The following is a 13,842-nucleotide window of genomic DNA, read 5'->3' as shown; positions in this document are numbered from 1 at the left end:
TCCGGCCGGGCATCCACCCGGCCGGACTCAGCCGGCCTGCGGCCAGTCCAGCAGGGTGTTCTCGAACAGTCGGCGGACCCCTTCGACCTCGTCGTCCATGTCGGTGGGGTCCCAGCCGGAGACGTCGATCGGCGGCAGCACGGCGACGTCGACCAGGCCCGAGCGGGCGATCGGTGAATCGCGCCAGGCGATCTCGCCCGCGTTGCGGATCACCACCGGGATCACCGGGACACCCGCCTGGATGGCGATGTGGAAGGCGCCCTTCTTGAACGGGCCGACGCCAGGGGTGTAGGACCGGGTGCCCTCCGGTGCGACGGCGATGGACAGCCCGTCGCGCAGGGTCGAGACCACCGGCGCCAGCGCGGCCTTGGCGCGTTCGGTGTCGGTGCGGTCGATGAAGGTGACGCCGACGAACCGCATGAGCGGGCCGAAGAGGGGATGGTTGGCGAGTTCCTTCTTGCCGATGCCGGTGACCGCGCCGTCGAGCACCTTGGGCACGATGATCACGTCGAACTGGCTCTGGTGGTTGAACAGGAACACCGCAGGGCGCGGGGAGCGGGCGTGTTCGGCCCCGACGACCCGCAGTTCCACGTCGATCGCCGCGAGAGTCGCGGTGGTGGCGTCGTGCATCAGCCCGTCGGCCATCGATTGCCGCTTGCGGGTGTAGGTCTTGCGCAGCACGCCGACCAGCGCGCCGCCGAGCAGCGCGGCGAATCCGGCGACCGTGCGCAGATAGTCGATGGGCTTGGGCGCGAGCCGGGGACGGAATGTCAGCGCGGGCCAGCCGCGGTCGGTGGCGATCCGCGCGAGTTCGGGGTCAGGGTCGACGACGGTCGGGATCTCGGCCAGGTCGAGCAGGGTCAGATCGGTGATGCTGTCGGCGTAGGCGTAGCCGATCTCCACCTCGGCGGCGGCGGCGAATTCGGCCACCGCCTCGGCCTTCTCGACCCGCCACAGCGGCGCGCCGTCCGGCTGTCCGGTCACCAGCTCGTCGCGCACCGCCAGCTGCGTGCACAGCACGTGCTCGATGCCGAGCCGCTCGGCGGCGGGTTGCACCTGGAAGCGGGTGAGCTCGCTGACCAGCACCACCGTGTGCCCGGCCAGCTGATGCGCGCGCACGAGCTGCCACGCCTCGGGGAACAGCCGCCCGTAGATCTCCCGGCGGAAAGCGCTGCGGCCCAGCTCTTCCAGCTCGGCCTCGGACATCCCGGCCCAGGTCCGGTCGACGGCTTGCAGGAACCGCCCGAAGTCGCCGTCGCTGCCACCGCGCCGGATGCCGCCGAGCAGCGCGGCCCGGCGGGCGTCACCACGGCGCAGCACCCGGCGCGCCAGGCCGCGGCGGGGCAGCCCGTCGACGACGGTGCCGCCGAAATCGAAGACGGCGGCCACGCCCGGTCCCTGCGGACCCGTTCTGATCGCGGCGACGGCCTCGGCGAGGGTGCCCATCAGATCGTGGTCCGGTTCGACGGGTCGAGGCTGGCCGCGCGCGCGATGCGGTCACCGAGATCGCGCAGGCGTTCGGCGAATTCCATTCTGCGCGCGGTCAAGTCGTCCTCGGCGCCCTCGGTGGCGGGGCCGATGAGGCCGTGGTTGGCGGCCAGTTTCCAGGCGCTGGTGAACAATTCGGTCGACACCGATTCGGGGCTGTGCAGCCGCTGTTGCAGCAGCATCTGTTTGCCGACGGCCACACACTCGTCGATGAACTCCTTGCGATCGATCGTCGCGTCGGCCGGGCGCGCGGCCAGCCGCTCGGCCACCACGAGCTGCGCGTCGAAGAACGAGCGCAGCACGCGATGGGCCATCACGAAGCCGGAATCGGTGAGGGCGCCGAGGAATTGGCGATCCAGCCGGTCGTCGGGGGTGTTCTCGTCCCATTCCGGCACGATCAGCCGCACCTCGTCGATGATCTGCTCGGCGAACTCCTGGCGCTCGGGGAAGAAGAACTCGAACTTGAGCAGGTCGCGCAGCGCGAAGGCGGCCTTCCAGGCCGAGCGCAGCGGATCCTCGCCGGGTTCCTCGACGGCGGTGAGTGCGGCCAGCTCGAGGATCGCGCGGTTGACGAACCAGTGCACCGCGCTGTTGCGGTAGAACGCGGCCTCCAGGTGCGCACCGGGTTCGATCGCGTAGACCGGTTCCAGCCCACCGCGATACACGGTGACCACGCCGGCCAGCGCGAGCTGTTCGAGGACGACGCGCAGGCCCTGTTCGTCGCGCAGCGTGGACAACTCGCCGCTGGGCAGGCCACGCTGGGCGATGTAGCCGAGCACCGGATCGACGACCGTGCGCACCTGCCCGAGGGTCAGCGCGCGCTCGTGCACGCCGAGCAGGGCCAGGGTGACCAGCGCGTTCACCGTGATCGGGGTGACCGCGTTGATCCCGACGGCGACGTCGAAGGCCAACCGCTGCACCGCTTTGCGCTCGGTCTCGCTCAGCGCCGACTCGTCGGGGACGCTGGTCGCGCCGGTGGTGGTGTCGCGCAGCGGAATGGTCAGCGGGCGCTGGTCCATCGGATCACCGTGCGCGCCGAGCCGTTCCCGGGCAGAGAGCGGTTCGCCGAAGCGCACGTACACCCGGCCCGCCGAATGCTGCTGGCTGCGGACGTATCTGGCGAGCCAGCCGATACCCTCCGGCTTCTTCTTGCCGCCGGACTGCTCGCTCGCGATCGCCCCCAGCTCGTTGAGCCGCTCGTAGGTGATCGACACCGGCACCAGCAGCACGTCCTCGACCCGACGCGAACGCACGGCGGCGGCAAGGTAATTCAGCAGGCCATAGCGCGGCGGGCGCAGCTTGCCGGTGCGGGTGCGCCCGCCCTCGAAGTACCACTCCATGTTGAAGCGCTTGGCCAGCAGATAGGCGAAGTACTCCTCGACGACGGCCTTGTACACCTCGTCGTCGCCGAAACTGCGGCGGATGAACACCGTTCCGGTGCGCCGGGCGATCGGGCCCATCGGCCAGAAGTTCAGGTTCGCGCCGCCGATCACGTGATTGGGCGGGAAGTCGTTGCGCGCCAGCACGTCACCGAGGACGAAGGCGTCGACGTAGGACCGGTGCGAGGGCAGGAACACCAGCGGGTACTTGCGGTTGAGCTTGCGCAGCGCGTCCAGGCCGTGCAGGTCGGTGTCGACCTTCCAGGTCGAGGCGTGCACCGGCCGCATGGCCTGGGTGAACAGGTCCGAGACCAGCCTGCTCTGCGCGGCGACGAGTTCGCGCAGCGCCTTCTCCGCGTTGCGGTACACCTGATCGGGCTCGGAGCCGATCTCCTCGGCGATGTAGTCGAGTTTGCGCTGGAATTCGGGGGAGTCGAGGATCTCCTCGGCCACCAGCTGCGGCACCTTGTAGCGGTCGCCGATGACGGTGCGTTCGGCCCGCTCCAGCGCGACGACCGCCGCGCGCACCACCGACCGCGCGAACGGATCGGCGGTGCCGGCGCGCAGCAGGGCGGCGGCCTCGGGGTTGTTGGTGCGCAGTTCGCTGAGCCGGGCGGGCGCGCCGACCAGCACCCGGTGCCGGTCGGGTTCGGTGCGCAGCAGCCTGCGCTGGACCAGCCGATTGGGCTTGCGCGGGTTGGTGAGCAGGGCCAGATCGGCGAAGGTGACCCGGCGGACGCCGTCGCGCTCGGGCGGTAGCCACAGCACCCGGACCGGGACGACGAGCGGGTCGTCGTGCCTGCCGACCAGGCGTTTGGTGATCGCCTTCGCGTCGAGGTCGAGCTGGGTCACCGGCGCATCGGAGCCGATGTCGCGGGCCAGGCCGCCCTCGGCGATCCAGTTGCCGATCAGTTCGCGTTCGACGCCGGAGGCCGCGTCGACCAGGGCGACCACCGAGTCCGCCCCGGATCCCGTTCGCGGGCCGCGCCGCCCACCGATGTCGATCATCCCTCCATTCAAGCGGCAGATCCGCCTCGGCGCACCGAACTTGGGCTACCGCGCGTTGCGACGGCCGATCGGGGTGGCCTAGGTTACCCAATACTGGTCTGGCCAACCGACGAGGTAATGCTAACCTAACCCGAGAAAGTTAGGTCAGCATTACCTTGGAGGATCGTTGTCGTCGACGGAGCAGCCCGTACGGGTGGAGTATGTGACCGATCCAGCGGCAGCGATGGCCCGCCTGGCAGCGGCGGACCGTTTCGGTGAGTACGTGATGTACGAGCAGCCCGGGGAATGGGTGTTCGCCGCCGATCCGCTCGGCAGTGTGGAACTCGACGCCGGTGAGCTGCGCACGGTCTGGGGCGGGCGGACCACCGCCCGCGCGTGGACGGGCAGCCCCGCGCAGGTCGTCGACGCCGCGCTGGCCGAGCTGCCGCTCGACGGCCGCAACGCCTTCGGCTGGATCGGGTTCGAGTTCTGCGCCTACTCGCTGGACGCCACCCGCTACCTGAACCAGCGGACCCCCCTCGCGCATCTGATGATCCCGCGGATCGAGGTGCGCATCGACGCCGCAGGCGTGCGGATCAGTGGCGCCACCCCGAATGAGGCCTGCGATATCCACGACCTGATCGCCGCGTCGCAGGGCACCGACCTGCCGGTCGCGCACCCGGTCGACGTGCGCCCCGACCCGACGGACTACCAGGGCCGCGTCGCCGACGCGGTGGCCGAGATCCGTTCCGGCAGATACCAGAAGGTCATTCTGTCGCGCAAGGTCGCGCTGCCCTTCGCGGTCGACGTGCCGGGCACCTATCGGCTCGGCCGGGCCAACAACACCCCCGCGCGTTCATTCCTGCTGCGTCTCGGCGGGCTGGAGGCCGCCGGGTTCAGCCCGGAGCTGGTGGCCTCCGTCGACGACGATCGCATCGTCACCACCGAGCCGCTGGCGGGTACCCGCGCCTTCGGGCTCGGCGCCGCGGCCGACGACGCGGCCCGCACCGAACTGCTCGCCGATCCGAAGGAGATCGTGGAGCACGCGATCTCGGTGCAGACCTCCTTCGCCGAGATCACCGCGGTGGCCGTGCCCGGCACCCCCGCCGTCTCCGACTTCATGGCGGTGCGTGAGCGCGGCAGCGTGCAGCACCTGGCCTCGACCGTGCGCGGCACCCTCGCCGCCGACCGGACCAGCTGGGACGCGCTCGAGGTGCTGTTCCCGTCGGTGACCGCCTCCGGCATCCCCAAGCGCGAGGGCGTCGACTCCGTCTTCCGCAACGACCACGACCCGCGCGGCCTGTACTCCGGTGCGGTGGTGTGCGTCTCGCCGACCGGTGCGCTCGAGGCCACCCTGGTGCTGCGCGCCATCTACCAGACCGGTGCGGGCGCCTGGCTGCGCGCCGGCGCGGGCATCGTCGGGCAGTCGCGGCCGGAGCGCGAGTTCGAGGAGACCTGCGAGAAGCTGGGCAGCGTAGCACCCTACGTCGTCAAGGCTTGAGACAGCAGAACGGCGGCTCACCTTTCGGTGGGCCGCCGTTCTGCGTTCCGGTCAGCCGTGCAGCGCGCGCAGGGCCTTCTTGTCGATCTTGCCGACCGCGGTGATCGGGAGTGCGTCCGCCTGGCGGACCACGTCGGGCAGCTTGTAGGTGGCCAGGCCGCGCTCGGTGAGGAAGGTCTTGATCTCGCCGAGGCTGGGCAGTTCGCCCGTGACGACCAGGACGACGCACGCCTTCTCGCCGAGCGAGGCGTCGGGCAGGCCGACCGCGGCCGCGTGCCGGACGGCGGGGTGGGCGAGCAGGTGCTCCTCGAGCTCGTCGCAGGAGATGTTCTCGCCGCCGCGGTTGATCACGTCCTTGATCCGGCCGCTGACCACCAAGTGCCCGCTGGGCAGCTGCCGCACGAGATCGCCGCTGCGGTAGTAGCCGTCGGGGGTGAAGGCGCGGGCGTTGTGCTCGGGCGCGCGGTAGTAACCGCGCAGCGTGTACGGGCCGCGGGTGAGCAGTTCGCCCTCCTCACCGGGCGCGATGTCGTTGCCGTCGGCGTCGACGACGCGCAGTTCGTCGGCGGGGGAGAGCGGGCGGCCCTGGGTGGTGTAGACCAGCTCGTCGGCATCGTCGAGGCGGGTGTAGTTGAGCAGGCCCTCGGCCATGCCGAACACCTGCTGGAGACGGCAGTGCAGCGCGGGCTCCACGTCGCGGGCGTTGACCTCGGCCAGGCGCGCGCCACCGACCTGGAGCAGGCGCAGCGAGCTCAGGTCCGCGTCCTCCCATTCGACCGCGGCGCTCCACAATTGGGCCAGCGGCGGGACGACGGCGGTGACGGTGACGCCGAGCCGCTCGATCGCGGCGAAGGCCGCCTCCGGGCTCGGGTCGAGGGTGAAGGCGATCGCGCCGCCGGTGGCGACGACACCGAGGATGCCGGGGCAGGCCAGCGGGAAGTTGTGCGCGGCGGGCAGGGTCGCGAGGTAGACGTCGTCGGCGGTGAGTTCGCAGACCGCCGCGCTGGCGGTCGCGTTGTAGGCGTAGTCGTCGTGGGTGCGGGCGATCAGCTTGGGCAGGCCGGTGGTGCCGCCGGAGACCAGCATCAGCGCGATCTCGGACGGGTCGACCGCCGGCAGCGACGTGCCGTCGGCCGCGATCGAAGCCAGCGCGGTGAACTCGCCCGGGTCGCCGGCGACGAGGACGTGGCGCAGGCTCGGGACGGCCGCGCGCACCGTGGCGGCGAGCTCGCGGTAGTCGAAATCGGCCAGGGTGCCGGGGATCAGGTAGGCCACGGCGCCGGAGAGCGCGGCCAGGTGCTCGATCTCGGCGCGGCGGTGCGCGGGCAGCGTCAGCACCGGGATGATGCCTGCTCGCAGCAGGCCGAACAGGGCGGTGGCGAACTCCGGGATGTTCGGCAGCTGGACGACCACCCGGTCGCCGGGGTTGATGCCGAGCGCGAGCAGTCCGTGCGCCATCCGGTCGGCGGCGGCGTCGAGTTCGGCGTAGGTCCGCGCGCCCGTGTCGGTCAGGATCGCGGGCCGGTCCGGCCCGCTGCGGGCGGAGTCGCGCAGGAGGTCGCCGAGGGTGCGCCCGGCCCAGTAGCCGTCGGCGCGGTACTGCTGTGCGGCGGCCTCGGGGAAGGGGACGTAGCCCTCGCGATGGTCTGCTGCGGCTGATGTCGACGTCACGTGCTGCCTCGCTGCTCTGGCCGGTAGTGCGGTGGTTCGGCGCCCGCGTCGCAGGCTACCCTTGCATAGGTTAGGCAACCCTATCTCAATGGAGTAGGCTGCCGCCGAGCAGTACCGAAATCCGTCCGGCCAGGACGGCGAGCAAGGAGTGAACCGGCAGATGGACACAGCACCCGCAGGCGTCGTGATCGACCGCGCCGAGATCCGTGCCGCGATCGCCCGCCAGCTCGAGCTCACGCCCGAAGACGTCGCCGACGCCACCGACCTGATCCAGCTCGGCCTGGACTCGATCCGCACCATGAAGCTCGCCGGTGGCTGGCGCAAGCGCGGCATCGCGGTGAACTTCGCGCTGCTGGCGGCTCATCCGACGGTCGACGCCTGGTACGCCTTACTCAACGGCACCGACCCCGACGAGCTCGCGGCCGGGTCCGCCGACGCGCCGCAACCGCCCGCGGAGGGCGGGACGCAGGCCGACGCCGGGGCGAGCGCCGACCTGCCCGCAGGCCCCGGCGACGCGGCCGCATCCGGAGCCGCACGACCCGCCGACGGCAGTTCGGCTGTGCCCGCCGACGGCAGCCTGGTTGTGCCCGACGGCAGCCCGGTTGTGCCCGACGGCAGCCCGGTTGTGCCCGACGGCGGCTCGGTCGTGCCCGACGGCGGCCCGGCTGTGCCCGACGGCGGCCCGGCCGTGGGCGGCGACTTCGGCACGCCCGCAGGCGAATTCGCGATCGTGCCCGACGACGGCACTCCGTTCGCGCTGGCTCCGATGCAGCACGCGTACTGGATCGGCCGGTCCGACGCGCAGGAACTCGGCGGCGTGGCCGCGCACCTCTACGTCGAATTCGACGGTGCCGATGTCGATCCCGAGCGCCTGGAGCGGGCCGTCGAGCAGCTGCTGGCGCGGCACCCCATGCTGCGCACCCGGTTCCTGCCCGACGGCACCCAGCAGACCCTCGACCGTCCGGGCCGCGCCGTGTACAGCGTCACCGACCTGCGCGAATCCGCCACCGACGAGGCCGAGCTGCGGCTCGAGGAACTGCGGACCGCGCGCACCCATCAGCGGATGGCGGTGCAGGAGGGTCAGGTGATCGATATCGCGCTGACCCGCCTGGCCGACGGCCGCACCCGCCTGCACCTCGATGTCGACATGCTCGCCGCCGACGCGATGAGCTACCGCGTCCTCGTCACCGACCTGGCCCGGCTCTACCACGGCGAGCAGCTGCCACCCCAGGACTACACCTTCCGGCAGTACCTGGCCGAGCACCCGGCGGGCACCGGCGACGAGCACGCCCGCGACCGCGCCTGGTGGCAGGACCGCCTGTCCGAGCTGCCCGGCTCGCCGGAACTGCCGCAGTCCCAGCACCTCTCGGACCCGAGCCGGACCGTCCGCCTGCACCGCTGGCTGTCCCCGCAGGCCAAGGCCCAGGTCTTCGACGCCGCCCACGCGCGCGGCATCACCCCCGCGATGGCGCTGGCCTCGGTGTTCGCCGAGACCATCGGCGGCTGGTCGGCGCAGCGCCGGTTCCTGCTGAATCTGCCGCTGTTCCACCGGGAACCGGTGCACCCGCAGGTCGACGGCGTCGTCGGCGACTTCACCTCCTCGGTGCTGCTCGAGGTCGACGTCACCGAGCCCGCCACCGTCGCCGACCGGGCCCGCGCCCTCCAGCAGCGGCTGCACGAGGCGGGCGCGCACTCGGCCTATTCCGGCCTGGAAGTGCTGCGTGACCTGGGCCGTCACCGCGGTGAGCCGGTGCTCGCCCCGATCGTCTACACCAGTGCGCTGAACCTGGGCGAGCTGTTCGCCGACACCGTCACCGACACCTTCGGCGAGCCGGTCTGGATCATCTCCCAGGGCCCGCAGGTGCTGCTCGACGCCCAGATCACCGAGGTCCGCGGCGGCCTGCTGCTCAACTGGGACATCCGCGAATCCGCCTTCCCCGCCGGCATGGTCGAGTCCATGTTCGCCCGCTACATCGATGCGATCGAGCGGCTCGGCGGCCAGAGCACCACACTGGACGGTGCCGAGTCGGCATCGGGCGATGCGGGTTCGATCGCCGCAGCCGCGCAGGCGGGGACGATCGACGTCGGCGTTGCGGGCCGAGCGCCGTTGACAGGTGGTGCGGTGAGCGCGACCGAGCCGGTGTCGAGTGTGGACCTCGCGTCCGCTGCCGCGGACCGCCGCGGACGAACCGCGCAGGCGGTCGGCGACGCGGGCTGGCAGGCCGAGGCCGGTGTGCGAATTCCCGTGGAGCAGGCCGCGACTCGTGCTCGCGTCAATGCCACGGCGGGCCCGGTCAGCGGTGGACTGCTGCACACCGGTTTCTTCGCCAACGCCGCCACCACTCCGTCCGCGCCCGCGGTGCTCTGGGAGCCCGCCGGGCAGCTGACCTACGGCGAACTGGCCGCCGACGCACTGGCCGTGGCCGGTGCGCTGCGGGAAGCCGGTGTGGCGCCGGGTGATTCGGTCGCCGTGCAGCTGCCGAAGGGGCCGGATCAGGTCGTCGCGGTGCTCGGTGTGCTCGCGGCGGGCGCGGTGTATGTGCCGATCGGCTTCGATCAGCCCGCCGCCCGGCGCGCGGAGATCCTGCGCACCGCCGACGCGGTCGCGGTGCTCACCGTCGGCGGCGCGCTGATCCCCGACGCGCGCGCGATCGACCTGGCCGAGGCTCGCAATCACGCGGAACCGTTGGCGCGCCCCGTCTTCGGTGATCCCGAGAACATCGCCTACGTGCTGTTCACCTCAGGCTCCACCGGCAAGCCCAAGGGTGTCGAGGTGCCGCATCGCGCCGCGATGAACACCATCGACGACCTCAACGAACGCTTCGGCCTCGGCGCCGATGATCGGGCGCTCGCCCTCTCGGCGCTGGAGTTCGACCTCTCCGTCTACGACATCTTCGGCCTGCTCGCCGTCGGCGGCGCGGTCGTCGCCGTGGACGACACCCAGCGCGCCGACCCGGCCCGCTGGGTCGACCTCATCCGCCGCCATCGGGTGTCGATGCTCAACTGCGTGCCGAGCCTGCTCGACATGCTGCTCACCGCGGCGGCGGGCGAGGCGCTGCCGTCGCTGCGCACGGTGATCCTCGGTGGCGACTGGGTCGACGTGGCCCTGCCCGCGCGCCTGGCCGCCGTCGCGCCGGACTGCCGGTTCGCCGGTCTCGGTGGCGCCACCGAGACCGCGATCCACTCGACCATCTGCGAGGTCGTCGACGCCGAGGTGCCCGCCGAGTGGAGCGCGGTGCCCTACGGCACTCCGCTGCGCAATGTGCGCTGCCGCGTCGTCGGCCCCGCGGGCAACGACTGCCCCGACTGGGTGACCGGTGAGCTGTGGATCGGTGGGGATGGTGTCGCCGCCGGCTACCGCGCCGATCCGGAGCGCACCGCCGACCGGTTCGTCACCCACGAGGGTGTGCGCTGGTACCGCACCGGTGACCTGGCGCGTTACCTGCCCGACGGCGGCCTGGAATTCCTCGGCCGCGCCGATCACCAGGTCAAGATCCGGGGTTACCGGGTGGAGCTGGGCGAGGTGGAGAGCGCCCTTCGCGCGGTTCCCGGCATCCGGCACGCGGTCGCCGCCGTGGTCGGCGCCGCGGCACCGAAGCTGGTCGCCGCGATCGTGGCGACCCCGGACGCCGCCATCGACGTCGACGCCGTGCTGGCCGCGACCGCCGAGCTGGTGCCCGCCTACATGGTCCCGACCCGGCTGGAACTGCTCACCGAGCTCCCGCTCACCTCCAATGCCAAGCCGGACCGCAAGGCGGTGCGCGCGGTGCTCGAGCAGAACGAGGCGGCCGTCGAGTTCGTCGCGCCGCGGACCGAGCTCGAGCGCGCGCTCGCCGCGGTGATCGGCGAGGTGCTCGCGACCGAGCGGATCGGCGTCACCGACGACTTCTTCGCCCTCGGCGGCGACTCGGTGCTCGCCACCACCGCCGTCGCCCGCGTCCGCGAGTGGCTCGACGCCCCCGACACCGTGGTCGCCGACCTGTTCACCGCGCGCGATATCGCCGGGCTGGCGGCGCGCATGCTCGAGCGCGAAGCCGCCGCGGGCACCACCGGCAGGCTCGACGCGGTCGCCACGATGTACCTCGAGGTCGCCGCGATGACCGACGAGGAGATCCTCGCGCAGTCCTGACGACGAGAGCCGGTGCGAACCACGCACCGGCTCTTGCCGATTCGCGCTTTTCGCAGGTCGCAGTAGACTTTCGCCGGTGAGTAAGTGGACTACCGCGAACCTGCCCGACCAGACCGGCCGCACCATCGTCGTCACCGGAGCCAACAGTGGCCTAGGCGCCGCCACCACGCGCGCGCTCGCCGCCGCGGGCGCCCAGGTGATCCTGGCGTGTCGAGATACGGGCAAGGCGGAGCGGGTCGCGGCGAGTCTGCCGGGCGAGACCGAGGTCCGCGAGCTCGACCTGGCGAATCTGAACTCGGTCCGCGCCTTCGCCGACTCGATCGAGCGGGTCGACGTGCTGATCAACAACGCAGGCGTGATGGCGCTGCCGCTGCGCCGCACCGCCGACGGCTTCGAGATGCAGTTCGGCACCAACCACCTCGGCCACTTCGCGCTCACCAACCTGCTGCTGGACCGGATCACCGACCGCGTGGTCACGGTGTCCAGCGGTGCGCACCGGATCGGCCGGATCGACCTGGACGACCCCAACTGGGAGCGCCGCCGCTACGACCGCTGGCTGGCCTACGGCCAGTCCAAGCTGGCCAACCTGATGTTCGCCTACGAACTGCAGCGCCGGCTGGCCGGTGAGGGCGCCGCGGTGGTCTCGGTCGCCGCGCACCCCGGCTACGCCGCCACCGAACTCATGTCGCACACCGAGTCCATCCAGGACGCGGTGATGTGGCTGGGCAACCGCACCCTGGCGCAGAGTGCCGAGCAGGGCGCGCTGCCGACGCTGTACGCCGCCACCGCCGACATCGTGCCCGGCGCGTTCTACGGCCCCGACGGCCTGCTCGGCCTGCGTGGTTATCCGGCTCGCTGCGGCAGTACCGCCGCGTCGAAGAATCGCGCGCTCGCGGCCGAGCTGTGGGAGCTCTCCGAGAAGCTCTGCGGCCTGATCTGATTCATGGTGACCGGCATCACATCTGGTGGTGTCACACCCGGGGTGACTCCCTCGTCGTCTCTGTAGAACCCCGCAGAACGACGAAGGAGTCATCATGGAACCGCGCTTCAACCTCTACGGCAACCCGGTCGCCACCAGCTTCACCAAGCGCCTGACCATGGCGAGCAAGGTGATCGACGACTCGACACTGGACAAGGCGACCTACGAGCTTGTCAAGCTGCGTGCCTCGCAGATCAACGGCTGCGGCTACTGCACCGACATGCACTTCAAGGACGCCGTGCACGCGGGCGAGTCGACAACGCGGCTGAACCTGGTCGCCGCCTGGCACGAGGCCACCGTCTTCACCGAGGCCGAGCGGGCCGCCCTCGCGCTGACCGAGGAGGCGACCCGCGTCGCCGACGGCGGTCACGTCTCCGACGACACCTGGGAGCGGGTGCGCAAGCACTTCGACGACGACCAGACCGCCGCGCTGATCGCCGCCATCGCGATGATCAACGCCTGGAACCGGATGAACGCCATCGCCCGCACCCCCGCGGGCGACTACGTCCCCGGCCAGTGGGGCTGAGTGCACCGGGCGCTCGGCCCGGTCGGCCGGGCTGAGCGAATCGGCGCTCGGCGCGGTCAGCTGGCCCTGGCGAACCGGTGTCCGTGTTCGGCCGCCCACTGCGCGAAGGTGCGCGCCGGGCGGCCGAGTACGTTCTCCACCGTCGGATCCACCGTGTACGACTCCGGGCTCGACTCCGCGTACCAGCCGATCACGTAGTCGGCGTCGGCCTGCGAGACACCGGTCGCCATCAACCGGTCGACGGCCTGCTGATGGGTGATCCTGGCGAACTCGATCGGCCTGCCCGCCGCCGCGGCCAGGATCGCGATCCGCTCGTGGGTGGTCAGCGGCGCGGGCCCGGTCAGGTTGTAGGCGCGGCCGTGATGGCCGTCCTCCAGCAGCGCGACCGCGGCGACCGCGCCGATATCGGCCTCGTGGACCACCGCGCTCGGGTGGTCGTAGGGCTCGCGGACCACGCCGTCGGCCACGATCGTCTCCCGCCAGGTGAGCGCGTTCGACATGAATTCCTGCGGCTCCAGTCGCGTCCATTCCACGCCGGACTCGGCGACGGCCTGCTCGACCGGCCCGACCCCGCCGCCCCAGAGCACGGTGATGCGGCGCACGCCCGCCGCGACGGCCCGGCCGATCAGCTCCGGCCCGACCTCGGCGAGCCCGGCCGTCGACGTCACGTGCAGCCGGTCGACACCGTGCCAGGCGTCGTCGAGCGTCGACGGCACGGTGTGCGTGCCGGTGATCAGTTCCACGTCCGGACCGAGCAGCGTGCGCGCGGCGGCGGCATCGCGCGTGAGCGCCTTGACCTTCTCCCCGCGGCCGACGAGTTCGCGGACCACCTGGCGGCCGGTATTGCCGGTCGCGCCCGTAACCAGTGTTGTCACAGTCGATTTCCTTTCCTCGGCTACCGACGGTAAAAGCTCGAGCAAGGTAGAGGTCAAGGGCTTTCGGCCGGAACCTTCGGGAGCCCGGAGGTGTGATGGTCCGCACTTCGGGCAACCAGGCCCCGGCCGTCGACGTTTCACCGGTGGTACAGTCCACGGCATGCAGCGCGCATATTTCTGGTTTAGCGAGCCGGCCCTGGGTGGGCCGGTCTGCGACCCTGCGCGCTGACCTCTTCCACCCCGAGCCGGACACTGACCGGCTCGACGGGTTCGCGAAAGTCCGTGGGTCGGCCTCGAAGAATAGGAA

8 protein-coding genes are annotated in these 13,842 nt (G+C 71.5%); 4 read left to right on the top strand and 4 right to left on the bottom strand.

Annotated elements, in window-relative coordinates; genetic code table 11:
* Positions 1–27 precede the first annotated feature (27 nt).
* Entirely contained in the window at positions 28–1,446 is a 1,419-nt protein-coding gene (locus ACFYWJ_RS02230) for a 1-acylglycerol-3-phosphate O-acyltransferase (protein ID WP_355271047.1), read from the bottom strand.
* Positions 1,446–3,875: a glycerol-3-phosphate 1-O-acyltransferase gene (locus ACFYWJ_RS02225; protein ID WP_355271049.1), complete on the bottom strand. Its 2,430-nt coding sequence runs from the start codon at positions 3,873–3,875 to the stop codon at positions 1,446–1,448. The genes ACFYWJ_RS02230 and ACFYWJ_RS02225 overlap by 1 nt, the downstream gene beginning before the upstream one ends.
* 193 nt (positions 3,876–4,068) lie before the next feature.
* Between ACFYWJ_RS02225 and ACFYWJ_RS02220 the strand changes: the two genes are divergently transcribed.
* Positions 4,069–5,355, top strand: a complete 1,287-nt coding sequence (locus ACFYWJ_RS02220; protein WP_387160617.1) for a salicylate synthase — start codon at positions 4,069–4,071, stop codon at positions 5,353–5,355.
* A 51-nt stretch (positions 5,356–5,406) separates the two neighbouring features.
* Here the strand turns inward: ACFYWJ_RS02220 and ACFYWJ_RS02215 are convergent, their stop codons facing one another.
* The gene (locus tag ACFYWJ_RS02215) at positions 5,407–7,026 is read right to left on the bottom strand and encodes an AMP-binding protein (RefSeq protein WP_355271053.1); all 1,620 of its coding nucleotides are present in this window, start codon (positions 7,024–7,026) and stop codon (positions 5,407–5,409) included.
* Between the two features lie 160 nt (positions 7,027–7,186).
* Between ACFYWJ_RS02215 and ACFYWJ_RS02210 the strand changes: the two genes are divergently transcribed.
* The 3 genes from ACFYWJ_RS02210 (at position 7,187) to ACFYWJ_RS02200 (ending at position 12,660) form a co-directional block, all read left to right on the top strand.
* Positions 7,187–11,155 (top strand): amino acid adenylation domain-containing protein, encoded by a 3,969-nt coding sequence (locus tag ACFYWJ_RS02210; RefSeq protein WP_355271055.1) that lies wholly within the window; start codon positions 7,187–7,189, stop codon positions 11,153–11,155.
* A 76-nt stretch (positions 11,156–11,231) separates the two neighbouring features.
* Positions 11,232–12,095 carry an oxidoreductase gene (locus tag ACFYWJ_RS02205; RefSeq protein WP_355271057.1) on the top strand — a complete coding sequence of 288 codons (864 nt, stop codon included), beginning with the start codon at positions 11,232–11,234 and terminating at the stop codon, positions 12,093–12,095.
* A gap of 94 nt (positions 12,096–12,189) precedes the next feature.
* Positions 12,190–12,660, top strand: a complete 471-nt coding sequence (locus ACFYWJ_RS02200) for a carboxymuconolactone decarboxylase family protein (RefSeq protein WP_355271059.1) — start codon at positions 12,190–12,192, stop codon at positions 12,658–12,660.
* 56 nt (positions 12,661–12,716) lie between these two features.
* Here the strand turns inward: ACFYWJ_RS02200 and ACFYWJ_RS02195 are convergent, their stop codons facing one another.
* Positions 12,717–13,535: an NAD(P)H-binding protein gene (locus ACFYWJ_RS02195; RefSeq protein WP_355271061.1), complete on the bottom strand. Its 819-nt coding sequence runs from the start codon at positions 13,533–13,535 to the stop codon at positions 12,717–12,719.
* Between the last annotated feature and the right edge of the window lie 307 nt (positions 13,536–13,842).

The organism is Nocardia sp. NPDC003269 (assembly GCF_042888005.1).
In the GTDB taxonomy this organism is placed as follows: domain Bacteria; phylum Actinomycetota; class Actinomycetes; order Mycobacteriales; family Mycobacteriaceae; genus Nocardia.
Note: the sequence above shows the minus strand (reverse complement) of the source record. Positions and strands in the feature narration are given on the sequence as shown.